The sequence below is a fragment of the Mixta theicola genome (assembly GCF_002895925.1).
GTDB classification, from domain to species: Bacteria; Pseudomonadota; Gammaproteobacteria; order Enterobacterales; family Enterobacteriaceae; genus Mixta; species Mixta theicola.
The window spans coordinates 1-25,479 of the sequence record NZ_NWUO01000009.1 but is presented as its reverse complement, the minus strand read 5'-3'; the positions used below and the strand labels follow the sequence as shown (position 1 = coordinate 25,479).

Sequence of the window (25,479 nt, the reverse complement as noted above, 5' to 3'; positions counted from 1 at the left end):
CCAGTATGTCGGAATCAAGCAAAGTGCCCGCCCTGACACGGGCGATGGACATTATTAATCTTATTGCGCGTATCGGCCCGTGCAGCGCGTCAACCATCATTGAGACGTTGGGCATCCCCAAAAGCACCGCCTATCTGTTGCTGAACGAACTGAAAAAGCAACGGCTTATCAGCACCGACCAGCAGGAAAACTATTGTCTGTGGATTAAGTTAGTTGAGCTGGCGGAGCATGCGCTGAGCAAACTGGATCTGCGCGAGCTGGCGCGGCCGCGTCTGACGCAGCTGATGGATGAGACCGGCTTTTTATGCCATCTCGGCATCCTCGATCATGAAAACGCCTACTACATATTGAAGGTTGAGTCCTCATCGACCATCAGCGTGCGCTCTCATGAGGGAAAAAGCCTGTCACTGTATCGCTCAGGCATCGGCAAATGCCTGCTGGCCTGGCAGCCGGCGGCCGTGCGCGACGCCATTATCGACCAGCTTGACTGGCAACCCGCCACCGCGACCACCATCCGTCATCCGCAGCAGCTACGCGAGGAGCTTGAGCGTATTCGTCAACGCGGATGGAGCTTCGATAACGGCGAAGATTACCCCGATGTCCGCTGCGTCGCAGCGCCGGTGTTTGATGCAAACAATAAACTGACGGCAGCCATTTCTGTTGTCGGCACCTGCTTACAAATAAACGAAGAGAACCGCGATTATCTGGCCGGTAAAGCCATTGCCTGCGCTAAAGATATTTCGCGACTGTTGGGATGGAAAAGCCCCTTCGATTTACTTGCCTCTTAATTACGGAGAACATCATGACCCTACCCAAAATTAAACATATTCGTGCCTGGTTTACCGGCGGTGCGACGGCGGATAAAGGCGCAGGCGGCGGTGACTATCACGACCAGGGGAAAAACCACTGGATTGACGATCATATTGCTACGCCGATGAGTAAATATCGCGCATATGAACAGTCGCGCCAGTCCTTTGGGATTAATGTGCTGGGAACCCTGATTGTTGAAGTCGAAGCGGATAACGGTCAGACAGGATTCGCCGTCTCAACCGCTGGCGAAATGGGCTGTTTTATAGTGGAAAAACACCTGAGCCGCTTTATTGAAGGAAAATGCGTTAGCGATATAAAGCTGATCCACGACCAGATGCTGGGCGCGACGATGTACTATTCCGGCTCCGGGGGCCTGGTGATGAACACCGTCTCCTGCGTTGATCTGGCGCTTTGGGATCTGTTTGGCAAAGTGGTGGGATTACCGGTTTATAAGCTGCTGGGCGGCGCGGTTCGTGATGAAATTCAATTTTATGCGACCGGCGCACGGCCCGACCTGGCTAAGGAAATGGGATTTATCGGCGGGAAAATGCCAACCCACTGGGGGCCGCATGACGGTGATGCGGGCATCCGAAAAGATGCGGCAATGGTGGCGGAATTCCGTGAGAAATGTGGTCCCGATTTCTGGCTGATGCTCGACTGCTGGATGAGTCAGGATGTGAATTATGCCACGAAGCTGGCCCACGCCTGCGCGCCGTTTAACCTCAAATGGATCGAAGAATGTCTGCCTCCTCAGCAATATGAAGGCTACCGGGAGCTGAAGCGCAGCGTTCCGCCGGGCATGATGGTCACCAGCGGTGAACACCACGGCACGCTTCAGTCTTTCCGCACTCTGGCGGAAACCGGGATCGATATTATGCAGCCTGACGTGGGCTGGTGCGGCGGTTTAACGACATTAGTGGAAATTGCCGCCATTGCCAAAGCGCGTGGACAGCTGGTGGTACCGCACGGCTCCTCCGTCTATTCGCATCATGCGGTAATTACGTTCACCAACACGCCGTTCAGCGAATTTTTAATGACCAGCCCGGATTGTGCATCGCTGCGCCCGCAGTTTGATCCCATTTTGCTGGATGAGCCGGTTCCGGTAGCGGGCCGCATTCATAAAAGCGTGCTTGATAAGCCCGGCTTTGGTGTGGAACTCAACCGGGATTGCCAACTGCAACGTCCCTATAGCCACTAACGGCCTGTGTGCCGCCTGATTACGGCGGCGCCCTCATTTCCGTGAGGATCCTGCAATGAATATGACTTTGCTTGATGTGGTAGTTAAGAAGAATCGCGCGCGTTTGATTCCCTTTATGCTGGCGCTGTACGTTCTGGCCTTTCTCGATCGCTCTAATATTGGCTTCGCGAAGGAGACTTACCAGATTGATACCGGACTAAGTAATGAGGCCTATGCGCTGGGAGCGGGCATTTTCTTTGTGGTATATGCCTTTCTCGGCGTTCCGGCCAACTTACTGATGCGCAGGTTTGGCGCAAGGAACTGGATTGGTATCACAACGTTGCTGTGGGGCGGGCTGTCTGCCGCAATGGCCTGGGCGGATACCGAGCCCAAATTTCTGATTATTCGTACCTTACTTGGCGCTGCTGAAGCCGGGTTCTTCCCCGGCATGATTTATCTCACTTCACAGTGGTTTCCGCAGCGCACGCGCGCCAGCATTATGGGGCTGTTCTACATGGGCGCGCCGTTGGCCTTAACGCTGGGTTCGCCGCTTTCAGGCGCGCTACTGGAAATGCACGGTTTTATGGGGCATCCGGGTTGGTTCTGGATGTTCATTATTGAAGGGCTGCTGGCGATCGCCGCCGGGATTTTCACCTTTTTCTGGCTGGATAATACGCCGCAGCAGGCGCGTTTTTTAAGCGACGAGGAAAAGGCGGTGCTGATGGGGCAGCTGGCGAGTGAAGAGCAGAAGAAAATGACCTTGCGCCTCGCTGATGCCTTACGCAGCGGCCATGTCTGGCAGCTGGCCATTATCTATCTGACGATCCAGATCGCCGTTTATGGCCTGATTTTCTTTTTGCCGACGCAGGTCGCCGCGTTGCTCGGCACTAAAGTGGGCTTTGCCGCATCGGTGGTAACCGCGATCCCGTGGATTGCGGCGCTGCTGGCTACCTGGCTTATCCCGCGCTATTCCGACCGTACGGGCGACCGGCGTAACGTTGCCGCGCTGACGTTATTGGCCGCCGGAATTGGCGTTGGGCTTTCCGGGCTGGTTTCGCCAGTGCTGGCGATTATCGCGCTTTGCGTCGCCGCAGCCGGGCTTATTGCCGTTCAGCCGGTGTTCTGGACCATGCCTGGGCAGCTGCTGTCCGGCAGGGCGCTGGCGGCTGGCATCGGTTTTATCAACCTCTTCGGGGCCATCGGCGGTTTTGTGGCGCCTATTCTGCGCGTCAAAGCAGAAACCCTGTTTGCCAGTGGCTCCGCAGGCTTGCTGACGCTGGCCGGAATAGCCGTTATCGGGACATTAATTATCTTCACGCTGAATGTTCATCGCCATCCGTCAGCGGTGGGCGCAGCGCATCGTTAATCTTCAGGCTGTAAGGAGCATTATGAAAACCCTATTATCGAACCCGTTTAAAGAAAAGTTACGCCAGGGAGAAACACAGATCGGCCTGTGGCTAAGTTCAACCACCTCCTATATGGCTGAGATTGCAGCAACGGCAGGCTATGACTGGCTGTTGATTGATGGCGAGCACGCGCCGAATACCGTGCAGGATCTTTATCATCAGCTGCAGGCGGTAGCCCCTTATGCCAGCCATCCGGTTATCAGGCCGATTGAGGGAAGCAAAAGTTTAATTAAGCAGGCGCTGGATATTGGCACCCAGACGCTGTTGATTCCGATGGTGGATACGGCGGAACAGGCGCGTCAGGTGGTTTCCGCCATGCGTTATCCGCCGGTGGGCGAACGCGGAGTGGGCGCCAGCGTCGCACGCGCCGCGCGTTGGGGAAGAGTTGAAAATTATATGGCGCAGGCCAACGAGTCGCTTTGCCTGCTGGTTCAGGTGGAGAGTAAAACCGCGCTGGAAAATCTGGATGCCATTCTGGACGTTGAGGGCATTGATGGCATCTTTATCGGGCCGGCGGATTTATCTGCATCGTTGGGTTATCCGGATAATGCCGGGCATCCGGAGGTACAGCGGATTATTAAAGAAAGCCTTGGGCGTATCCGTGCCGCCGGGAAGGCCGCCGGTTTCCTGGCCGTTGACCCTGCGATGGCGCAAAAATGTTTAGAGTGGGGCGCCAATTTTATTGCGGTCGGGGTGGATACCATGCTCTATAGCGAGGCGCTGGATCGTCGGCTGGCGCTGTTCAAACCAAGCTCTGCGTCGCCGCAAAAAAATCATGGCAGTTATTAAATAAGCGCCGCCGGCAGCGTTGCTGGCGGCGGCTAACCTACTCGCGCCGACGCCCTGTTGGCGCATTTTTTTAGCGGCAATGCCTGGCGTCAGGCCGTTAAGCTGCCCAGGTTGCTACCGAATAGCTGAAAAAAGAAAACGCTATTCTATTAACGCCATATTTTCAGCATGGCGTAAGGTTAACTTACTTGATTAAATATTTATAAAAAACAAATATCACTACAACAATAGATATCAATATTACGATGCCTACATAATATGGTAATAATATCCCTGCAACCCATGCGACAAGCGCCACTAACCCTATCATTATATAAACGGATAAATCAGCCCATATATCCTTTAAAATTCTCTTCAATAATCTCATGATAAAATCTATTTTATTGCCTGATACACTTCTTGCTCAGAGCGAGGCCTGCCAGCGCTTGGGTATTTTTTTATTTTTGGTTCGGCGTAATAATATAAACCCTCTAATTTATAATGATACAGGGCTTTATAGAAAATTGGATCCAGCTTTTCTAATCGATGGGCAGCCTGAAGCCGCTTTTGTAACATACCATAGTGTTCAACTAAGCTTAGCAAGTTGATACTTCTAAGAGAAGGGATAATATGGGCACCAAAATTCCCACGCGTAGACGCTGCGCTAGCTAATCCATATACCAATGCCCTGTTTGTCGCGCCCGTAGTTGCATAGCTACTCGCCACCCCGATAAGCGCCTTGATGGCGCCAGTTTTAAGCTTGCTTTTTAATATATTGAGTTGTAGGGGAGATAAACCTTTAATTAAAAAAGCAAAGAATAGCTCAATGGTTTTTAAGTAAGCGTCGCTGTGGTTAAAATGGTAACTAATGTTTTTTAAGGCTCTGATATCTTCGTGTGTCAACTCAGAGCATACATGTTTGTAATCGTCCAGCGCACAGGAGGTATACCATATCATTCGCTGCAAACCAGAGCATAGGTTCTCTATTGTATATTTGGATTTATTATTAAAAGCTTCATACCCCCTTTCCAGACATCCTGCAAGCACTCTGTCAGATTCCATTCTTCTTAAGAACTCCCTGTTCATAACGGCATGTCCCTGTTTAAAAAACCAATAAAGGGAGCTTATACAATTCTTTATATAGAGAGGCAAGTCCCTTGCAAAATATATGTGATGAGATATGGCAAGATCATACTTTATTGGAGGGAGTTATAAGGAAATAAGTAAACCCATTAATTAACAGATAACGCTAAACAAAAAGAGTAAAATTATTTTTATGAGAATATTAAAAATAGTTACCTCATTAACCCGATAAGCTACCCGGATCACAGTTATCAAGAAACGTAATTTGATAACCAGAAAACAGACATTAATAAAGAGGCGGGAACCGGCAGGCAATCAATAACCGCGAGCGGGCTAATAAGCCTGCTCCCGGCATTCCTGCACTCAGGCGGCTGGCGGCACCGTGCGGGCAAAACTTTCGCGCTGAAACAGCTTTTCTACCATTTCCACCAGCGCCGGGCGATTAACGCACCAGTTCGGCGCTACATGGCGAAAATTAAGGTAGCCGATGGCGCAGGCGGCGGCAATATCAGCAAGGTTTAGCTGCTCACCGTTAAGCCACACTTTACTGGCCGCTTCGCGCTCCAGCGCATCCAGCCCGCGCTGAATTTTATGGCGCTGGCGTAGCATTTCCTCAGGCGATTGCTGCTCGACCGGGCGCAGCTGCTCACGCACGATAATCAGCGCCGCGTCGCAGATGCCGTCAGCCAGCGCCTCCAGCTGCCTTACCTTTACCGCCTGAAAAGCATCGTCCGGCAACAGCTTTGGCGTCTGCGGCAGGGTTTCCAGCCGCGCGGCGATAATCGACGAGTTATACCAGCACTCATCGTTATCATCGACCAGCGCCGGAACTTTGCCTAACGGATTGTACTGCGGAACGTGGCTCTCTTCGGTCCAGGGCGATTCGTTAATAAACCCAAAGACAAGGCCTTTTTCCAGTAGGATAACGGAGATTTTGCGCACATAGGGGCTGGTATAATTGCCGATAAGTTTCATTACGGTGATCTCCTGCTATCGAATGGTTGAGATGGCCAGACCGTTGCCGTCAACAGCATCGGCCTGGCGTAAGCGATTAATCGGTGCCAGGAAACAAAAATGGATTAAGGCTGCTGCGGGCAAAACCTTCCTGCTCCATGCGCGCATCCAGCACCAGCGAGGCGAGATCGTCAGCCACCGGCTCAACCGCCGGATCTTTCTCCTGCCACAGCATTTTCAGATAGGTGCCGCAGTCGCCGCAGCTTTCCGCTTTTATCGCCGTCTGTTCACTCTCCAGCGACCAGTAGTGCAAATCGCGCGTCTGTTCGCAGTTGGTGCATTTGGCGCGCACCACATACCATTCGCTTTCACACAGGTTGCAGTGCAGATAACGCAGCCCGCCGCTTTGGGTGCCCATATGAACCACGCTGGATACCGGCACGCTGTTGCAAACCGGGCAAAACTGCCGCTGTTCGCCATACTCGGCGCGCGCCTTGCCGGGAATTAAGGCCGCCATCTGCGCCCAGTAAACCGACAGCGCCGCCCAGATAAAGGGCGCTTTGTCGCTGCTCACCTGGGCAAAATCATTCTCAAGCAGGGCGGAGGCCAACGCATCCAGCTCCGGCGCAGACGTTTTTTCCAGATTTTCCAGCACCGCCAGCGCCTGACCGGTCATTTCCGGCTTCAGTTCCGCAATCAGCGAATGCAGCAGGCGCTGCCAGTGAGGATCGCGCGGTAAAGTATGAATATCCAGCGGCGGCTTCCCGCTGGCGGCGGTCTCGACCAGGCGCGCATGAAGATCCATATGCAGCGGATGATCGTAAAGCACGATTTCCTGCGCTTCGGCAATAAAAGCGGCAAAGCGCAGATAATCGCCCAGTGGATTTTTTTCCGCCAGCTGACGCAAACGTGCGGCGCGGCGGCTGTATAAATTCTTCAGCCTGGGGAAAAGTAACGGCGGAATCATATCCGCCGTGGTTTTGTCGCTCTTCTCCAGCTGTTCTTGCGGGATGATGCGAATAGTCATCAGGGACGTTTTTCCTGTTTTGTCGGTTGGCTCTGCTGTTCACGAACAGCGCGATACCAGCGCGGATGATGGTGCTTCGCCCACAGCGGCGTAACCCAGCCTTCCACCATTGCGGTCAGCGTGCCTTTTACCCACAGCGCGGCGTAAACATGCACCATATCACCACGATCAGGCCCACTGCCGACACCGAATGCACCAGTAATGCCAGCCTGATTAGCGGAATGGGAAAGGCAGCGGCAAAGTAAGGACGCCAGATGACAATACCACTCGCCAGCAGCAGCAGCAGACTGATAATAGCAGCCCAGAATACACACTTCTGTCCAAAATTATAGCGGCCGGTATCGCCTACCTCCTCATTCATGGCAACTTTATGGATGTTTTTTGCCCACTCCAGATCGTCACGGTTAATCAGGTTGTGCTTCCAGTAGCGGAAAAACATCAGCATAAAGGCCAGGAACATCGCGACGCCGATAAAGGGATGCAGAATGCGCGCCAGCTGCGGCGTGCCCAGCAGGTTTAATAGCCAGTTAAACGATGGGAAGAAAAAGCCCAGGCCGCTGAGGGCGGCGAACACAAAGCAGAACGCCACAATCCAGTGGTTGATGCGCTCCGGTGCGCTGTAGCGCACGATCAGGTCGCGTTTTTTCATGATTTCCGATCCTCTTTTTCCTGCTGTTCTTCATCCTCATCTTCGCTGACGCGGTTCGGGCCGATACCCACGTAATGAAAGACCGAGGCGGCAAAGGTCGCCGCGAAGCCAACGGCCGCCAGCGGTTTCCAGATCCCTTTCCAGAAGGTTACCGTCGGGCTGATGGCGGGATTTTCCGGCAAGCCGTGATACAGCTGCGGCTTGTCGGCATGATGCAGCACGTACATAACGTGCGTACCGCCGACGCCTGCCGGATCGTAAAGACCGGCGTTTTCATAGCCGCGCGTTTTCAGCTCATTGACGCGTTCTGCTGCCAGCTCCTGCATTTCCGCTTTGCTGCCAAAGTGGATAGCGCCGGTAGGGCAGGTTTTCACGCAGGCGGGCTCCTGGCCGACGGTAACGCGATCGACGCACAGGGTGCATTTATAAACGCGGTTATCCTCTTTATTCATACGCGGCACGTTGAAAGGACAGCCCGCAATGCAGTAGCCGCAGCCAATGCAATGTTCCGACTGAAAATCGACGATGCCGTTAGCGTACTGAATGATGGCGCCTTCCGCCGGACACGCTTTCAGGCAGCCCGGATCGGCGCAGTGCATACAGCCATCCTTGCGGATCAGCCACTCCAGCCTGCCGTTCTCTTCCACTTCCGAGAAGCGCATTACCGTCCAGGATTTCGCGGTCATATCGATCGGGTTATCGTACACCCCGACGTTATAACCGGGTTCATCACGAATATCGTTCCACTCCGAACAGGCGACCTGACATCCCTTGCAGCCGATGCAGGTCGTTACGTCGATAAGCTTCGCCACTTCCAGTTGATGGTCACGCGCCTGCGGCGGCGGCGTTAAACCGTTGGTCGCGGAGCGACGAATAATGTCTTGCGACTGATAAGCCATAATCGTTCTCCGTTACACTTTTTCAATGTTAACCAAAAAGCCTTTATATTCAGGCGTCTGTGAGTTGGCATCGCCAACCGACGGGGTCAGGGTATTCGCTAAAAAGCCCTTTTTAGTCGCTCCTTCAAAGCCCCAGTGACAGGGGATGCCGACGGTATCTACCGGCTTATCGTTAATGGTCAGGCGGCGCAGGCGTTTTGTGACCACCGCTTTGGCTTTGATATAGCCACGCTGTGAACTGATTTTGATCTCATCTCCGGCCTTAATACCTTTATCGGCCGCCAGCTCAACGCCAATTTCAACAAACTGTTCAGGCTGGGCGATAGCGTTCAGCAGCGCATGCTTGGTCCAGTGGCGGAACAGCTCGGTAATAGAGTAGGTCGTTGCTACGTAGGGGAATTTATCGGCCTGGCCCAGCGTATCGGCATCGTGCTGGAAAATACGCACCACCGGGCTGTGGACCTGGGCTGGATGCAGCGGATTAGTACCGGTAGGGCTTTCCATTGGTTCATAGTGCTCAGGGAAAGGACCGTCGGCCAGCTTATCCAGCGCAAACAAATGCCCCATGCCATCCGGCAGCATAATAAAAGGCCCGACCTGTTTTTCCGGCGCCGCGGTTAACGGGTAATCCGGTACGTCATAGCCCTGCCAGCGCTGACCATTCCACTCAATCAGCTTACGGTCAGGGTCCCAGGCTTTGCCCTGTGGATCGGCGGAGGCGCGGTTATAAAGGATGCGGCGGTTAGCGGGCCATGCCCATGCCCAACCGGATATTGCGCCAAGGCCGGAAGGATCGGCGTTATCGCGGCGCGCCATCTGATTGCCTTCCGGCGTCCAGCTACCGGCATAGATCCAGCAGGCGCTGGCGGTCGTGCCGTCATTGCGCAGTTCAGCGAAAGAGTTAAGCTGCTGGCCCTTTTTCAACAACAGCTTGCCGTTATCATCATAAATATCGGCCAGCGCCTGACCGTTGTTTTCGCGTGCCACCTCCTCCGGCTCTGGATTGGAGGGGTCGGTATAATCCCAGTTCATCGCCAGCAAAGGTTCCGGCGCGGTGCCGCCTTCCTGACGGTAAAGCTCGCGCAGGCGCAGGAAAATATTGCCGAGGATTTTACCGTCGTGCAGCGCTTCTGCCGGCGGCTCGGCGGCGGCCCAGTGCCACTGGAGCCAGCGGGAAGAGTTCGCTACCGAGCCGTTTTCCTCCGCGAAGCAGGAAGAGGGCAGGCGAAACACTTCCGTCTGGATTTTAGCCGGATCGACATCGTTAAACTCGCCGTGGTGCTGCCAGAAGCTGGCCGTTTCGGTGCTGAGAGGATCGATAACCACCATATATTTCAGGCGGGATAAGGCGCGAAAGGCTTTGTTTTTATTGGGGAAAGCAGCCAGAGGATTAAAGCCCTGGATAAGGTAGCCGTTAAATTGCCCCTTCTCCATCATTTCTGCCTGCGCCATGCAGTCATAGCTCTTGTCCCATTTGGGCAGCCAGTCGTAGCCCCACTGGTTGTCCGCCGTGGCATTATCGCCATAAAAGCTTTTCATCAGGCTGACAAAAAATTTATCGGTGTTCTGCCAGTAGTTGACCTGGCCGGGCAGCGGGGAAGAAGGCGTCGCCTGCTGCAAATATTGGGACAGCGTGGTTTGTTTTTCAGAAGGCAGCGGCAGGTAGCCAGGCAGGCTTTGCGCCAGCAGGCCGAGATCGGTATAGCCCTGTACGTTTGAGTGGCCGCGCAGAGCATTAATTCCGCCGCCGGGCATGCCGATGTTGCCCAGAAGCAGCTGCACGATCGCTGCGGTACGAATGATTTGCGCGCCGTTGGTGTGGTGCGTCCAGCCCAGCGCGTAGAGGATCGTCGCGGTGCGGTTGGGTACGCTGGTGCTGGCCAGCGTCTGGCAAATGGTGAGGAACTCTTCCTGCGACGTGCCGCACAGGCGGCTGACCATTTTCGGCGTATAGCGGCTGGCATGCTTTTTCAGCAGGCTCAACACGCAGCGCGGATGGGTTAGCGTATTGTCGCGCCTGGCCTCGCCGTTTTCATCCAGCTCATAATGCCAGCTGGTTTTATCATATTTCCGCGTCGCTTCATCGTAGCCGCTGAACAAGCCCTCTTCGAAGCGGTAGCCTTTGCTGACGATCAGTGAGGCGTTAGTATAGGCTTTGACATATTCATGCTGGATATGGTTATGTTCCAGCAGGTAGTTAACCACGCCCATCAAAAAGGCCACGTCGCTGCCGGCGCGCAGCGGGGCATAAGTATCCGCCACCGCAGCCGAGCGGTTAAAGCGCGGATCGACCACGATAACTTTGGCTTTATTATGGGTTTTGGCCTCGATAACCCATTTAAACCCTACCGGATGGGCTTCCGCCGGGTTGCCGCCCATGATCATAACGACATTGGCGTTTTTAATGTCATTCCAGTTATTGGTCATCGCGCCGCGACCGAAGCTGGGTGCCAGGGCCGCCACCGTTGGGCCGTGACAAAGTCGCGCCTGGTTTTCCAGGGCGAGGATGCCTAAAGCGCGGGCGAACTTATGATCGAGCAGGCCAGTTTCATTACTGGCTGCGGAAGAACAGAGCATGGCGGTTGTCGTCCAACGGTTTACCGTCGTGCCTTGCGCATTCTTTTGCTGGAAGTTAGCGTCGCGATCGGCCTTCATCAGCCGGGCGATACGATCGAACGCCTCTTCCCAACTGATACGCTGCCATTTATCGCTGCCTGGCGCACGATATTCGGGATATTTAAGCCGCTGTTCGCTATGGATATAGTCCAGAACGCCAGCCCCTTTCGGGCAGAGCGAGCCCCGGCTTACCGGATGATCGGGATCGCCTTCAATATGATAAATAGAGGAAACGGCATTTTTGGCGCCGTCACCTCGGCTGTAAATCAGCATTCCGCAGCCAACGGAACAGTAGGTACAGTTATTTCGGGTCTCCTTTGCCCGAAGTAATTTATATTCTCTAACGTTTGCGAGAGCAGCAGAGGGCGTAAAGCCTAATAATGTTAGAGTAGTCCCTGCCATGCCACCCGCACAGATTTTAAAAAAACTGCGTCTGTTAATATGCATAGTATTATTTTTTGCTCAAAACATTGCCAGAACCCCAGAAAATAACACTCTCCTTGTTAATTTTTTTGATAATCATCAATAAGTAATTATTTTGTTATGTTTTTTAAATGCTTAATTATAAAGAGGTATATATCATAAATCGGACTATTTAATGGTTTCATTAAATAAATGGAACTGAGTGCGAAATTTCTGAAATTTTTTAACATAGTTGCTCCGGTTTAAATATTTCATTTAAAGCGAGGCGTTTCAGCGATCCGCATTTTATGTGCAGCGATTTTTTTGCCATGCGCAGGCCGCAGGTTCAGAATTGCGGGACGAATCCCACATTCATCGCGGCCTAAGATACACACTTGATTTGTGTGGTTGTTACAACCGGGTAAACGTAAATTGAAAACTGAAGTTCAACAAAATGCCGGGACGATAACGCCTCTCGCCGGCATAAGCGAAGTGCAGGTATGGCAGCGCGATGCGCTGGCGGAGTCACGCAGCGACTGGCTGGCTGATGAGGTGCCGGTGGCGCTGGTGTATAACGGTATTTCTCATGTCGTCATGATGAGTACGCCGAAAGATCTTGAGGCGTTTGCGCTCGGCTTTTCATTATCGGAGGGGATTATCGCCGCGCCGGAAGATATTTACGGCATGGATGTGGTGCCGGGCTGTAACGGAATTGAGGTGCAAATTGAGCTTTCCAGCCGCCGTTTTATGGCGCTGAAGGCTCAGCGCCGGGCAATGGCCGGACGCACCGGTTGCGGCGTGTGCGGCGTAGAGCAGTTAAATGAGATCGGCAAACCGATTCAGCCGCTGCCGTTCACCCAGATATTTGATTTACGCCTGCTGGATAACGCGCTGCGTCAGCTGAACAATTATCAACCGGTCGGGCAGCTGACCGGCTGTACCCATGCGGCGGCGTGGATAACGGCAGCGGGCGAGCTGGCGGGCGGCTGTGAGGATGTTGGACGTCACGTCGCGCTGGATAAACTGCTGGGCTATCGCAGCCGCCAGGGCTGGGCACGCGGCGCGGCGCTGGTTTCCAGCCGTGCCAGCTATGAAATGGTGCAGAAGTCGGCGATGTGCGGCGTGGAAATTTTATTTGCCGTTTCGGCCGCCACCAGGCTGGCGGTGGAAGTGGCTGAACGCAGTAACCTGACGCTGGTCGGTTTCAGTAAGCCTGGGCGCGCGACGGTTTATACGCATCCTCAGCGGCTAATATATTCGCAGGATTAAAAATAAAGCGTTGAAATAGTCGTTCAGGAATTAACATAAACTGCCCGAAAATATTCAGGGCAGTTTTATTTTATCCAGCTTAGCTATTCGCTTAATTGCGCTACTCGTTCAGCCCGACGGCTACCTGCTATCAGGTAACTGCTGTTTTGTGCTTATTCGTGACAGAGTTGATATATACTACTGGCAACAGTTAACGGCAGAAAGTTTACGGAACGTACTTATTAAATTATCGTTGATAGCGGTGGCTTTTCCACGGATTATTAACATTACGGAAATTTCATAATATTCATAGAGAATGGATTCATGGCGCGTAATATTTACCCCGGATATTGTATTGCGGATCAACCTGGCTCACTGGTTTTTCAGGCCAGGCCGCTTTTCCGTGATACTCGCACCCCTGGCGCTAACCTGTTTAATAAACGTAATCAACTTCTGGAACCGGAATTGGGTTTGCACCGCTATAGGCATCGCTACAGCGGGAGCGGGCGGTGTAGCATGTGCGGTTGTAGGTTCGCTCGCCGGAGGATATGCAGGCAGTCCATTCGGTGACTTTTCCTTGCGCCAGCAACCAGCACGGTTGTTAGCGAAATCTGTTATAACCTTATCAAGAGAAGGGCATTGATAATCCTTTTCCCGATCATTTATTTAACTATAATGATCCGACTGCTTACGCGGTGCTTACAACTAAAAAGTGCCGCTCCTACAATAAATGGAGATGATGAACATGAGTTATTCACTGCCATCCTTGCCTTACGCATATGACGCACTGGAACCGCATTTCGACAAGCAGACGATGGAAATCCATCACACTAAACATCACCAGACCTACGTCAACAACGCCAACGCGGCGCTGGAAGGCACCGAATTCGCTGATCTGCCGGTTGATGAGCTGATCACCAAACTGGATCAGGTTCCGGCAGAGAAAAAAACCGTACTGCGCAATAACGCGGGCGGCCACTACAACCACAGCCTATTCTGGAAAGGTCTGAAAACCGGCACTACGCTGCAGGGTGAACTGAAAACCGCTATCGAAAAAGATTTCGGTAGCGTTGAAAAATTCCAGGAAGAGTTTGAAAAAGCAGCGGCAACCCGCTTTGGTTCCGGCTGGGCCTGGCTGGTGAAAAAAGGCGATAAGCTGGCGGTAGTTTCTACTGCTAACCAGGACAGCCCGCTGATGGGCGAAGCCATTTCCGGCGCTTCCGGCTATCCGATTCTGGGCCTGGACGTATGGGAACATGCTTATTATCTGAAATATCAGAACAAACGTCCTGACTACATCAAAGCATTCTGGAACGTGGTTAACTGGGACGAAGCTGCAGCGCGTTTTGCTAACGCAAAATAAGCTCAGGCTGAAATATAATAATGAAACGGTGGGCAGATGTCCGCCGTTTTTTATTTAAAATAAAGATTTATTGAGCTGCCGTTTAATAAACGTATGCTCCTGGCGCCATGAATAAATAAACTCCACGATGTATTAACTTTATTAGCGCACTATTAACGACCTGTTTATATTCGCTGCCGTAATATCGACACATGATCCGCCAATCCTGATAAATATTATGTCGATTATTACTGAAAGGCCAACGTCCAGAATATCGACGGGTTGGTTATTTTTCCAGCTCAGCCGCGGTAACTATAAGCCAGATAAACTCTGGGAGTGCCGACGCTTTCGGCTGAAGTTCCTGCTGCGCTCGCTGGCTTATCCGTTAACCACGTTTTCCTATATGGAACAGCTAACTGAGCTACCGGCCATGCGTCAGGCGTTACTTATTCAGGGCCTGCTGCCAGCGAAAATCCATCGTCCTTACCTCTGCTCCAGGTTTAGCGTTAAGCAGCGGGCACAGGCGCTGCTGGCGCATTACGGCACCGTACAACGGTTGCCGCATGCGTTGTATAAGCTATTTCTGTCGCCGGTCGATCAGGTCATGGCGCGCCTGCAGGGTAAAAATAACGAACGGTTTGATATAGTTTGCAGTACCGGGCGCTACGATCGTGAAGGCGAAATAACGCTGGCGCTGCTGTATAACGCGGTTACCCTTGCCTCGCTCTCTTTCTCTTTTATTGAGCAGGAGGGCCAGCCGGCACTATTAATTGGGGGGCTGCAGGGACCGCGTAAAACGGTAAACGCCGATATGATCCGCGAGGCAACAAAAGCCAGCCACGGCCTGTTCCCTAAACGCGTATTAATGGAAACGCTGTTCTGCCTTGCTGCGCACTGTCAGATTAAACAAATTCAGGCGGTGGGCGATGATACGCACGTTTTTCGCAGCCTGCGCTATCGCCACAGCAAAAAAGAGGTATTTCACGCCAGCTACAGTGAATTTTGGCTGTCGTTGAATGGGAAAGCGCTGCCGAATGGTTTGTATCAGCTGCCGCTGACGATGCCGCGTAAATCGCTGGAGGAGATCGCCAGTAAAAAACGTGCGGAATACCGTCGGCGTTATAAGTTTATGGATACGCTGGAACAGCAGCTGGCGGAGGTGGCGGCGGGTAGCGCATCAGGCCGGGCTTAACCCACCCGGCCATCAGGCTCAAAAAGCTTTGGGCGCGAAGCCGGTCATCTCTTCCAGGCCCATTTCTTTACCCAGCGCGGTCATTGGATGCACCACCACCAGGCCGCGCACGCTTTTTTTCAGCGCGCCCATATTCGCCTGCTCTTTTTTGGTGATAGCCCGGCGGAAAGGCAATTTTTGCAGCTTCTGTGCTTCTTTGCTCAGCTTCTGATCGCGCACGTCGCGCAGACGTTCGATCTCTTTTATCAGCGCTTCTTTTTCTTTCAGCAGCGCGCCGAGCTTCTCCGCATCGCCCGATTCCAGCAACATCGGCTCTTTACGATTGAGCGCATCCAGCAGATCGCTGAGGCGCTTGATTTCGGCTTTTTCCTGCTCTTTCATGACGATTACCTGTACTGATGAATAACCAACAGGATACACGAAAAGTGTGCGGGACGCGGGGCTACTTTTTAAAGGCCTGCTTCATGCTGATGCGGGAAATCAGTTCGGTCAGCGAGAGCACCATCGTTGAGCGCAGCACCTGCTGATAACGCTGCTGCTGCATAGCGCGCAGCTGTTCATCATCACTGGAGAAGTCGGGGCGAGGCGGCCAGGCGTTCACACAGTGCAGCTCGCTGAACGGCCCCAGAATCTCATCATCGCTAAAACGATATTCGTTGCCGTCATGGTTCAGCTCTTCACGCAGCGCCATCAACAGCTCGCAGTCTTCATATTCGTGGCGGCTAATCACGCCAAGGCCGTAAATCAGCTTCAGTCTTACTGACATTTCGCCCAGCGGGCCGTTGCCCAACAGCAGCGGCTCAACGGCATATTTCACCGCATAATCATCCTTGCGAAACACCTGAAGCACCAGCAGATCGACCGCTTCGGTCAACAGCTCGACGGCGGCAATCAGGAAGCTTCTTACCGAGCGTCCGGCATTCAGGCGCTCCAGCACCCGATTTTCAAAAGCCTGCTTCTCTTCCATTGTTGCCTGTACATTTATCATTCTGCGCACGGGCACAGCCTGGCTGTGCCCTTGTTGCTCGCCGTTAAACCGCATCGGCAGCGTGCGCATTATGGCATTACAGCATAGGCCTTAACCACAGCGGCAACGACTTCGCTATTGGCATCAAGACCAGAAACCTGTGCCAGTGCGGCCTGCGGCCCTACTGAGTTCAACAGCGCTTCCAGTTCCTGCGCCTGCGGATCCAGCGCGCTGCGATAATGCATGGCGGCGGCGATGCCCGTAACCAGATTATCGTGCGGCAGCTGATACTCCAGCGTGCCCAGCGTTGGCTTAATCAGACGGTCACCGGCGCTGAGCTTACGCAGAGGCTGACGACCGACGCGTTCTACGTCATCTTTCAGATAAGGATTTTCAAAGCGGCCCAGGATCTTCTCGATATAGGCGGCATGCTTTTCCGCATCAAAGCCGTAGCGCTTGATCAGTACCGCACCGCTCTCCTGCATCGCGCCTTTTACCACCGCGCGTACCGCCGGATCGAGAATGGCGTCGCGAATGGTTTGATGTCCGGCAAGCTGGCCCAGGTAGGCGGTAATGGCGTGGCCGGTGTTCAGGGTAAACAGCTTACGCTCAACGAACGCCATCAGGTTGTCGGTGAGCTCCATGCCAGGGATCGTCGGCAGTTCGCCCTTGAACTGGGTTTTATCCACAATCCATTCGCTAAAGGTTTCAACGGTCACTTCCAGCGGATCGTTGCTGCCCGCTTCGCCCGGCGGCACGATACGGTCCACGGCGGAATCGACAAAGCCGACGTGCTGCTCAATCCAGGCGTGGTAATTTTCCGGCAGCGCGGCCAGCACATGCTGTTTCAGCTGGCTGGTGCCGCACACCATATTTTCACAGGCGATAATATTTAACGGGCGGGAATTAGCGCTATCACTGCGTTTGGCCAGGCCGCGCGCGATGCTGCCAGCGATGCGTTCCAGAATCTGTGGGCCAACCGCCGTGGTAACGATATCAACCTCGGCAATCAGGGCGATCGCCTCGTCGCTGCTGCTGTTAACTGCGCTCACGCCGGTAACCGTTTCCACCTGCGCCTGCTCGCCGACGACGTGAACCGGATACTGATGACGTGCGTTCAGCGCGTCCAGCACTGCCTGATTGACGTCGGCGAAAATCAGTTCAATACCGGCATCCGCCAGCAGCTTGCCGATAAAACCACGACCGATATTACCGGCGCCGAAATGTAATGCTTTCATCGTTGCTAAACCTTCAAACAAGAAAAGGATAAGGGGCCGGTCAACGCGGCCCCTCAACGTAGGTGACAGATCAGGCGGGCTGGCCGGTCAGCAGATCCAGCACTTCCTGCACGCTGGTGGTGTTAGCCAGACGCTCAATCACGCTTTCATCATCCAGCGCGTTGGTCAGGCTGGTTATCACCTGGATGTGCTCGTTGTTACGGGCGGCAATACCAATCACCAGGCGGGCGATGTCATCTTCTTCTTCGCCGAAGCGTACGCCCTGCGGGTACTGGCAGAACACGACGCCGGTTTTCAGCACGCGATCTTTCGCTTCCACCGTTCCGTGCGGCACCGCAATGGATTCGCCCAGATAGGTTGGCGTCAGTTTCTCACGTTCCAGCATCGCACCGACATATTCTGGCTCAACATAACCGCCTTTCACCAGCTGCTCACCGGCAAAGCGGATCGCCTCTTCTTTGTTGGCGGCGTGCTGACCGAGGAAAACGTTGTTGGCGCCCAGCTTAAACAGATGCTCGTTGTTGCTGTCGTAGCTGTCGCTCAGGGTGGCGCTCACCTTTTCGCGATGGACGGCGCTACGCTGCGCTTCCGCCAGACGCGCGGTCAAATCGTTGTACAGACCGCTGTCGAGGAAGTTATTCAGCGAGATATGCTGTGCGTGCGGTGCCTGGCGCATGGCGCGCTCGGTCAGGTCGCGGTGGGTGATCACCAGGTCAACATCGCCCGGCAGGGCATTGATGGCGGTATTGGTGACGGAAATCTGCGTCAGCCCGGCATCCTGTACTTTTTTACGCAGCACGCCTGCGCCCATAGCGCTGGAACCCATACCGGCATCGCAGGCAACGATAATTTTACGCACGTGGCTCAGGTCGCCGTTCATGGCGGCAGCGGCAGGCGCGCCCGCCTGACCTTTAGACTGCGCTTTCATATCCTGCATACGGCGGGTTGCCGCTTCAATATCGTCTTCCTCTTTTACTTTGCTGGTTTTCAGCAGAATGGCGGAAACGACAAAGGAGACGACAAAAGCAGCCAGAATAGCGGCGATATTGGCGAAGTAGGCGCCTTTTGGCGTCATCGCCAGCACCGCGAGGATCGAGCCCGGTGAAGCCGGAGAAACCAGGCCGCCGTGCAGCAGCGTTAGGGTGAAGACGCCGGTCATACCGCCGAGGATCACCGCCAGCAGCAGGCGTGGTGCCATCAAGACATACGGGAAGTAAATTTCGTGGATGCCGCCCAGGAAGTGAATAATGGCTGCGCCGCCAGCGGACTGTTTAGCATTGCCACGGCCAAAGAACATATAGGCAACCAGCACGCCCATACCTGGGCCTGGGTTCGCTTCAATCAGGAAGAAAATAGATTTCCCGGCTTCGCTGGCCTGCTGAATGCCCAGCGGCGAGAAGATGCCGTGGTTAATGGCGTTATTAAGGAACAGGATTTTCGCCGGTTCAACAAAGATAGAGGTCAACGGCAGCAGGTTGTTCTGCACCATGATATTCACGCCGGCGGCAAGAATATGGGAGAGACCTTCTACCAGCGGACCAATGGCGAGGAACGCCAGAATAGCCAGCAGCATGCCGATAATACCGGCGGAGAAGTTGTTAACCAACATCTCGAAACCGCTTTTAATTTTACCGTCTACCGCACGGTCAAAAGTTTTAATCGCCCAGCCGCCCAGCGGACCGGCAATCATCGAACCGAGGAACATCGGCATATCTGCGCCGACGATCACGCCCATGGTGGTAATAGCACCGACCACGCCGCCGCGATCGCCACCCACCAGACGGCCGCCGGTATAACCGATCAGCAACGGCAGCAGGTAAGTAATCATTGGGCCAACCAGTTTAGCTAACGTTTCGTTAGGCATCCAACCGGTTGGAATAAATAGCGCGGTGATAATACCCCAGGCGATAAACGCACCGATATTGGGCATCACCATATTACTTAGAAAGCGACCAAAGCTTTGAACCTTGACCTTGACTGTTGAGGACATAAAAAACACACCCCTTATTGTTACGCGCTGACAAATAAGAGAGCGCGTGATTTCGTTAAGACGTTTCGGCGGGGAACCGTCGAATTACTGTATGCAGGCGGACTCTAGCACGCGTTTATGATGCTGCGTAGTGAGCCACCTGAAGTGAGAGAGATCACGCTTTATAGGGAGGGGAAAGGTTGTTTTTTGTGATACAAGTCACATAAAAGGGCTTATTGAAAACGACCGTGCTGAAATTATCGCCGTAGTAACGCTCTTTTATGTGATGAAAGTCACATTTTGTCGGCGTGGGTTTGTTTCCAAATTGTGATATTGATCACAATAAATGTTTGTATAAAAATGCGGCGGATCACACTTTCTCCTGGCCCGAAACCTGGCGGCGGAAATTAGCCGGAAGCGCCAGCCAAAATAAAAAGCATGCTATGCGGTTAAGAAGGGTAAACCAAAGGAAGAGAAACGCGGGCGCCGTGGTTGTTACGGCACCCGCTGCGGTTTTACTGGCGTTCGCCCTGTACGGCGCTTTGCGCCTGCGTCAGCGCCTGCGCTTTCGCCGAAACGTTGCTCATTAACGTATTGTACTGGCTGGCCTGTTCCTGCGTGGGGAACTGCACGCCGTTATCATTGAAGGAAACGCGGGTTCCCTGCTGTTGCAGATAATCACCCGCCTGCACCACATCCTGACTCAGCGATTGCAGCGCTGGCAGCAGCGGCAGCAGCGAAGCCGCTGGCTGTGTTACCACCTGGGTATAAGCCCGATCGTAAACCGGCTTCAGATCGTCCGGCTGTTGCAGCGCGGCTTTGCTGCTGTCCGCCTGGCTTTTCGCGTTTTGCAGCTGCTGCGCCAGCACGCTCAGCGTACCGCTCGCCTGGCGCAGCGCATCGCGACGCGTGAGATAATCCTGCGGCACACGGAGTGCGGAAAGCTCATCCACCACCGGACGCAAACCTTGCTCCACCGCTTTGTTTACCTGCTGTGAAAAGCCATAAATGATGGCGTAATCGCTGGCATAGTTACCAAAGCGCTGTTTTTGATCCTCACTCAGCGCAGGCAAATGTTCACCGCTGCGCATTACGGTATTCTGTAAAAAGTCACTAAAGGCCTTACGCTGCTCACCTTCTTTATCACCGCAGCCGGTAAGCTGCAGAATGACCAGCATCGCTGCCAGCGGCAGCCACAGACGCGTCCAGACGCGGGAAACTCCGGTCGCCATAGCGTTTACTCCTGTAAATTAACAAACTTTCTGTTTAATAAGGCCGCATCTCGCCGCCTTTTTAAGGTGCTTGTACCCTAAATAATTCGGGTTGCAGGCAGGCGGCAAAGGAAGGAATCCCGATGAGCTTACACAGGTAAGTGATTCGGGTGACTGAGTGCAGCCAACACACCGGCAACCTGAAGTATGACGGGTATAAAGCATAGATCAAAGCGATTAGGCTGAATATGGGCTTAATGAATTAATCGCGAATTATCGTGAAGTTAGCCGTTTCCGCTCGCGGCACGCTATTTTTAAGCAGGATACGGGCCAGGTAAAGCACCCGCTGGCGGCAAGATTAAAAGCCGGAAGCAAGATCGAAAAATTTTTATAAAACGGGCGGCAAAACGCCAGCAATCATCTAATAATTAAATTCCCGATTTATGTTGCACAGCTCTGGCCCCTTTCAATCTGCAACAAACCGGCTTTCTGAGTCTGGTCTTCAGGCTCTTATCTCTGTCTTCCTTCACGTTGTTCAAAGTGAGTTTTAGGAGTTTGCTATGGAAGTAAAAGATCCCATGGTTGAGTTACTTAGCAGTCTTGAACAAATTGTATTAACACGGAATGTCGTCAGTGCCCCTTTAGCGCAGCAAGAAAAAACTGTTTCAGTGCCAGAACCACAACGTCTGCGCGAAATGACCGGTATGAAAATTGATGAATTTGCCCGCGTGATGGGCGTGAGCGTCTCTTCAGTGAAAAGCTGGGAAGCGAGACGCACCCGCCCATCAGGTAGTGCCCAAAAGCTCATGCAACTGCTGCACTCCAATCCCTATCTGGGGCGACAGCTGCTTGACTGAATGCGCTGACAGTAAAAAACCCGCCGACTGGCGGGTTTTTTTATGCGCGGCGTTAAACGGGCTTTGCACGGCTGGGATGAGATTGACGGTGAGAGAGGGTTTTTTATCGCCGTGGCCACTGCCATAACGTTTGCCGGACGCTTGTTTGCGCATAGCTGTTGCTGTCAGATCGCATATTTCGCCGCCTGACGCGCAAACCAGGTTTCCGGAACGTTGTAAGGGCGCTGACGTAGCTGCGCTATACCCTGTGCAATGGTCTCCTGCGCCTGCTGCCAAAGCGTGGCGTCGCCCTGCTGTAGCAAGTCAATCTGCACCTGCTTTTCCACCAGATAGATTCGGGCGAAATGCGGATCGTACTGCACAATGGCGCGCGTATTATCGATAATGTCCGCCAGCTTAATGGTCTGCGCGTCCGGCGCGGCGGCGGCGGTATGACGAAAGTGAGCGACTTTACGTGCCGCGCGATTGCTTACCTGCGGCTGCTGGCGGTCGGTCAGCATGCCCACCAGCGAGGCCACCTCAGCGCCAAACTGCTGCGCAATATCGTCAAGCGTGGTGTCGGTATCCTCAACGGTGTCATGCAGCCAGGCGGCGGCCAGCATAATTTCATTGCCCGTAACGCTGCGCACCAGCTCTACGACCGCCGCAGGATGAACAATATAAGGCTCATCGGTATATTTGCGGCGCTGACCGTCAGCGGCATGTACCTCAGTGGCATAGCGTCTTGCTCGTTCTTCCAATGATTGCATCTCTACCTCCCCTGGCCTGGTTTAAATATCGCCTGCAATTAAGTAGTGCACTATTTACATAGTCACGCATGGGTACATATTAAAATGACAAAAAAGCGTCGGGTGCGCCACTGTTGCTGGCAAGCCAGAGCGGTTTTGCGCTGTAAAAATGGCTGGAGGTGGCAGGGCTGCGCCAGTGCTCGCGCCTGTTTGTGCGCCCATCCTGCTGTTTCCCAACCGTTATTGCTCACCAACGGCGCGCTTTCTCGTGACGATGGCGAAATTTCGCTGATCTTACCGACTATCTGTGATTAACTGGCAGCGCTTCACCGGGAAAGGTTCCTTTTTCCGTTCAGAATCCTCTTGTTCATTACACAGTATGAATAATGCGATTACCGATAAGAACTCTGGCGCAACGAAGCGGTCTGAAGAAAGCTTGTAAAGTAACTGTTACGCCGGGAATATAGAAGGTCGAATGAATTACATAAAATCGCTTACTCAGCAAAAGCTCTCTCTTTTGCTGTCGCTCTACATCGGCATTTTGCTGAATCTCCCTATTTTTTATCGTCGTTTTGATCCTTTTCTCAGCAAGTCTAGTTTCTCCGACTGGCTGTCAGCCGTGGCAGAAGTCGTTGCTATCGTCCTGCTTACTTTCTTCCTGATGCGCTTGCTGTCGCTGGGCGGGAAACTGTTTTACCGTATTCTGGCCACTATGCTGGTGCTGATCTCGGTGGCCGCTGGCTACTATATGGCCTTTTTTAATGTGGTGATCGGCTACGGCATCGTGGCTTCGGTGATGACCACCGATACCGATCTCTCTAAAGAAGTGGTGGGCTACCAGTTTATCCTGTGGATGATGCTGGTCAGCGCGCTGCCGCTGCTGATGATCTGGCGTAACAGGCTGAGCCTGACATTGATCGAGCAGCTTAAAACACCGGGCCAGCGGCTCAAACCGGTGACCGTTATGCTGCTGGCGGTCGCGCTGGTCTGGCTGCCGATTCGCTATTTTGACAAGCTGCAAAAAGATAACGAAGAAATCACTAATATCGATCTGCCCAGCTACGGCGGCGTAGTAGCGCACTCTTATTTACCGTCTAACTGGCTGTCGGCGCTGGGGCTGTTTGCCTGGACGCGTATCGATGAAACCATTGACGGGCAAGAGCTGCTCGATCCGGCGAAAAAATTTACCTACGTTGCCCCGCCGGGTATTGATGACACTTACGTGGTGTTTGTGATTGGCGAGACTACCCGCTGGGATCATATGGGCCTGCTGGGCTATCAGCGCGATACCACGCCTAAGCTCTCTCATGAAAAGAATCTGGTGGCCTTTCGCGGTGAGTCCTGCGATACCGCAACTAAGCTCTCGTTGCGCTGTATGTTTGTACGCGAAGGCGGCACCATGGATAACCCTGGCCGGACGCTGAAAGAAGAGAATATTTTTGCCGTATTGAAATCGCTGGGCTTCAGTTCAGAGCTGTTCGCCATGCAGAGCGAGGTGTGGTTTTACGATAATACCCATGCCGATAATTTCGCTTTCCGCGAGCAGATTGGCTCAGAGCCGCGTAACCAGGGCAAGGCTGTGGATGATATGCTGCTGATCCCGGAGCTGAAAGCCTCTCTCGATCGCCATCCGAACGGTAAACATCTGGTAGTGCTGCATACCAAAGGCTCGCACTATCTTTATTCCCAGCGTTATCCGCGTAGCTATGCGCGCTATACGCCGGAATGTATGGGCGTGGATGATGAGTGCAGCAAAGCTCAGCTGATTAACGCTTTTGATAACTCCGTGCTGTATACCGATACCGTGCTGGACAGCGTTTATGATCAGCTACGCGATAAGAAAGCGATTGTGTTTTACGCTTCCGATCACGGGGAATCGATCAGCGATAATATGCATCTGCACGGTACGCCGCGTGAAATGGCGCCGCCGGAGCAGTTCCGCGTGCCGATGATCGTTTGGGCGTCCGATAAATATCTGGCGGACCCGCACAACAAGCAGGCTTTTGAACGTTTGCAGGCGCAGCAGCGCGTTGGGAAAACCCATCGTCACGTTGAGTTCTTCGATACTATTCTTGGCTGCCTGGGTTATACCTCGCCGGATGGCGGTATCAAGGCGGCCAACAACTGGTGTCAGGCGCCTGAGACCGCAGCGGCCGGCAAAAGTTAACGCGGAGGCCGCATCCCGCCTGGGTGAATGCTTTTCATGCAATTGTTGCGCGCTGCATGAAAAAGTCATTGACGCCTGGCGGCGACCTCAGTAAGATGCGCCCCCATCGGCGAGTAGCGCAGCCTGGTAGCGCAACACGTTCGGGACGTGTGGGTCGGAGGTTCAAATCCTCTCTCGCCGACCAAATTCCCAGCCCCAGTCAGCAATGACTGGGGTTTTTGCGTTTCAGGCCATTCGGGTTCGGCATCTGGCAAAACCGCAATTCCAGGCTTCCTCTCTTTCCCATCCGGCAGAAAACGCGGGTTGTTATGATGCTTTCGCCGCTGGCAAACTTTATAAGACCTGGCTCAAAACCACCGCTTTTTTTCTTCCGTCACGTTCTCTGTTTTCTCTCTCTGCGATAACGCCTTTTTGCTTCGTTTTGTATCAAATAACGCGGGTGGCGGACAGCATAGAAAAGGCTTCCAATGAGCAGAAAATATCATGATCCCCTGGTGCTGCATCCCAATCGTCTGTTCACTTCGGTGGGGACCTGCGGCACCAATCAGGCCGGTGAAGTGAAAAAACTGCAGCGTATGGTAATGAACGCGGGCTATACGCTCGCTACCGGACGCAGGCTGGCTATTGATGGCATTTGCGGTAATCAGACGCTGGAAGCGATACGCTGGTATCAGCGCCTGCTTAACCTTTCTCCTTCCGGCCTGGTTACGCCTCTTTCCGTTTACTTTATGGCTGCGTTAAAAGCGATGTCGCCCTATAACCGGCCGCA

The 25,479-nt window shown here is 53.4% G+C and carries 21 protein-coding genes, 1 tRNA gene and 1 pseudogene; 11 read left to right on the top strand and 12 right to left on the bottom strand.

Annotation, left to right across the window (positions count from 1 at the left end; translation table 11 throughout):
• Positions 1–5: 5 nt before the first annotated feature.
• From COO59_RS12840 to yfaU, 4 genes are read left to right on the top strand one after another with little or no spacing between them, the layout of a single operon-like run.
• Positions 6–788, top strand: coding sequence for an IclR family transcriptional regulator (locus COO59_RS12840; protein WP_103060188.1), 783 nt, complete (start codon positions 6–8; stop codon positions 786–788).
• Positions 789–802: 14 nt separating this feature from the next.
• Positions 803–2,008, top strand: coding sequence for an L-rhamnonate dehydratase (gene rhmD, locus COO59_RS12835; protein ID WP_103060187.1), 1,206 nt, complete (start codon positions 803–805; stop codon positions 2,006–2,008).
• 55 nt (positions 2,009–2,063) lie between these two features.
• Complete coding sequence (locus tag COO59_RS12830; protein WP_103060186.1) at positions 2,064–3,353, top strand: MFS transporter; 1,290 nt, start codon at positions 2,064–2,066, stop codon at positions 3,351–3,353.
• 22 nt (positions 3,354–3,375) lie between these two features.
• On the top strand, positions 3,376–4,182 hold the full coding sequence (gene yfaU / locus COO59_RS12825; RefSeq protein ID WP_103060185.1) for a 2-keto-3-deoxy-L-rhamnonate aldolase: 807 nt from the start codon (positions 3,376–3,378) through the stop codon (positions 4,180–4,182).
• 375 nt (positions 4,183–4,557) lie between these two features.
• Here yfaU and COO59_RS12820 read toward each other — a convergent pair whose 3' ends face one another.
• From COO59_RS12820 to fdnG, 6 genes and pseudogenes are all read right to left on the bottom strand, one after another.
• The gene (locus COO59_RS12820; RefSeq protein WP_133158607.1) at positions 4,558–5,223 is read right to left on the bottom strand and encodes a hypothetical protein; all 666 of its coding nucleotides are present in this window, start codon (positions 5,221–5,223) and stop codon (positions 4,558–4,560) included.
• A gap of 384 nt (positions 5,224–5,607) precedes the next feature.
• Positions 5,608–6,219 (bottom strand): glutathione S-transferase, encoded by a 612-nt coding sequence (locus COO59_RS12815; RefSeq protein WP_103060183.1) that lies wholly within the window; start codon positions 6,217–6,219, stop codon positions 5,608–5,610.
• 76 nt (positions 6,220–6,295) lie between these two features.
• Complete coding sequence (gene fdhE, locus COO59_RS12810; protein ID WP_103060182.1) at positions 6,296–7,225, bottom strand: formate dehydrogenase accessory protein FdhE; 930 nt, start codon at positions 7,223–7,225, stop codon at positions 6,296–6,298.
• A pseudogene (fdoI, locus tag COO59_RS12805) lies at positions 7,225–7,874 on the bottom strand (formate dehydrogenase cytochrome b556 subunit). The gene fdhE and the pseudogene fdoI overlap by 1 nt, the downstream one beginning before the upstream one ends.
• Positions 7,871–8,773, bottom strand: coding sequence for a formate dehydrogenase subunit beta (fdxH, locus tag COO59_RS12800; RefSeq protein WP_103060181.1), 903 nt, complete (start codon positions 8,771–8,773; stop codon positions 7,871–7,873). Before fdxH ends, fdoI begins: the two are co-directional and overlap by 4 nt.
• 12 nt (positions 8,774–8,785) lie before the next feature.
• On the bottom strand, positions 8,786–11,836 hold the full coding sequence (gene fdnG, locus COO59_RS12795; RefSeq protein ID WP_103060180.1) for a formate dehydrogenase-N subunit alpha: 3,051 nt from the start codon (positions 11,834–11,836) through the stop codon (positions 8,786–8,788).
• Between the two features lie 420 nt (positions 11,837–12,256).
• Here fdnG and fdhD point away from each other — a divergent pair, with 420 nt between their 5' ends.
• The 3 genes from fdhD (at position 12,257) to COO59_RS12775 (ending at position 15,573) form a co-directional block, all read left to right on the top strand.
• Positions 12,257–13,060, top strand: a complete 804-nt coding sequence (gene fdhD, locus COO59_RS12790; RefSeq protein ID WP_409371601.1) for a formate dehydrogenase accessory sulfurtransferase FdhD — start codon at positions 12,257–12,259, stop codon at positions 13,058–13,060.
• Between the two features lie 724 nt (positions 13,061–13,784).
• The gene (sodA, locus tag COO59_RS12780; protein ID WP_103060177.1) at positions 13,785–14,402 is read left to right on the top strand and encodes a superoxide dismutase [Mn]; all 618 of its coding nucleotides are present in this window, start codon (positions 13,785–13,787) and stop codon (positions 14,400–14,402) included.
• 217 nt (positions 14,403–14,619) lie between these two features.
• Positions 14,620–15,573 carry a VirK/YbjX family protein gene (locus COO59_RS12775; RefSeq protein WP_103060176.1) on the top strand — a complete coding sequence of 318 codons (954 nt, stop codon included), beginning with the start codon at positions 14,620–14,622 and terminating at the stop codon, positions 15,571–15,573.
• 18 nt (positions 15,574–15,591) lie between these two features.
• Here the strand turns inward: COO59_RS12775 and COO59_RS12770 are convergent, their stop codons facing one another.
• The 5 genes from COO59_RS12770 to COO59_RS12750 all read right to left on the bottom strand — a co-directional run bounded on the left by COO59_RS12770 (position 15,592) and on the right by COO59_RS12750 (position 20,979).
• Positions 15,592–15,954 carry a YibL family ribosome-associated protein gene (locus COO59_RS12770; protein WP_103060175.1) on the bottom strand — a complete coding sequence of 121 codons (363 nt, stop codon included), beginning with the start codon at positions 15,952–15,954 and terminating at the stop codon, positions 15,592–15,594.
• Positions 15,955–16,015: 61 nt separating this feature from the next.
• The gene (gene mtlR, locus COO59_RS12765; protein WP_205960869.1) at positions 16,016–16,561 is read right to left on the bottom strand and encodes a mannitol operon repressor MtlR; all 546 of its coding nucleotides are present in this window, start codon (positions 16,559–16,561) and stop codon (positions 16,016–16,018) included.
• A gap of 68 nt (positions 16,562–16,629) precedes the next feature.
• Entirely contained in the window at positions 16,630–17,778 is a 1,149-nt protein-coding gene (gene mtlD / locus COO59_RS12760) for a mannitol-1-phosphate 5-dehydrogenase (RefSeq protein ID WP_103060174.1), read from the bottom strand.
• Positions 17,779–17,848: 70 nt separating this feature from the next.
• Positions 17,849–19,768, bottom strand: coding sequence for a PTS mannitol transporter subunit IICBA (locus tag COO59_RS12755; protein WP_103060173.1), 1,920 nt, complete (start codon positions 19,766–19,768; stop codon positions 17,849–17,851).
• Positions 19,769–20,262: 494 nt separating this feature from the next.
• Complete coding sequence (locus COO59_RS12750; RefSeq protein WP_103060172.1) at positions 20,263–20,979, bottom strand: DUF3053 domain-containing protein; 717 nt, start codon at positions 20,977–20,979, stop codon at positions 20,263–20,265.
• Between the two features lie 539 nt (positions 20,980–21,518).
• Here COO59_RS12750 and COO59_RS12745 point away from each other — a divergent pair.
• Positions 21,519–21,815, top strand: a complete 297-nt coding sequence (locus COO59_RS12745; protein ID WP_103060171.1) for an HTH-type transcriptional regulator — start codon at positions 21,519–21,521, stop codon at positions 21,813–21,815.
• Positions 21,816–21,979: 164 nt separating this feature from the next.
• Here COO59_RS12745 and COO59_RS12740 read toward each other — a convergent pair whose 3' ends face one another.
• Positions 21,980–22,564 (bottom strand): HD domain-containing protein, encoded by a 585-nt coding sequence (locus COO59_RS12740; protein ID WP_103060170.1) that lies wholly within the window; start codon positions 22,562–22,564, stop codon positions 21,980–21,982.
• A 454-nt stretch (positions 22,565–23,018) separates the two neighbouring features.
• Here COO59_RS12740 and eptB point away from each other — a divergent pair, with 454 nt between their 5' ends.
• The 3 genes from eptB to COO59_RS12725 all read left to right on the top strand — a co-directional run.
• A complete protein-coding gene (gene eptB, locus COO59_RS12735; RefSeq protein ID WP_103060169.1) occupies positions 23,019–24,710 on the top strand; it encodes a kdo(2)-lipid A phosphoethanolamine 7''-transferase in 1,692 nt (563 codons plus the stop codon).
• Positions 24,711–24,817: 107 nt separating this feature from the next.
• Positions 24,818–24,894: transfer RNA gene (locus tag COO59_RS12730), tRNA-Pro, on the top strand.
• 283 nt (positions 24,895–25,177) lie between these two features.
• The coding region (locus tag COO59_RS12725) for a peptidoglycan-binding domain-containing protein (protein ID WP_133158606.1) at positions 25,178–25,479 on the top strand (302 nt) is incomplete at its 3' end.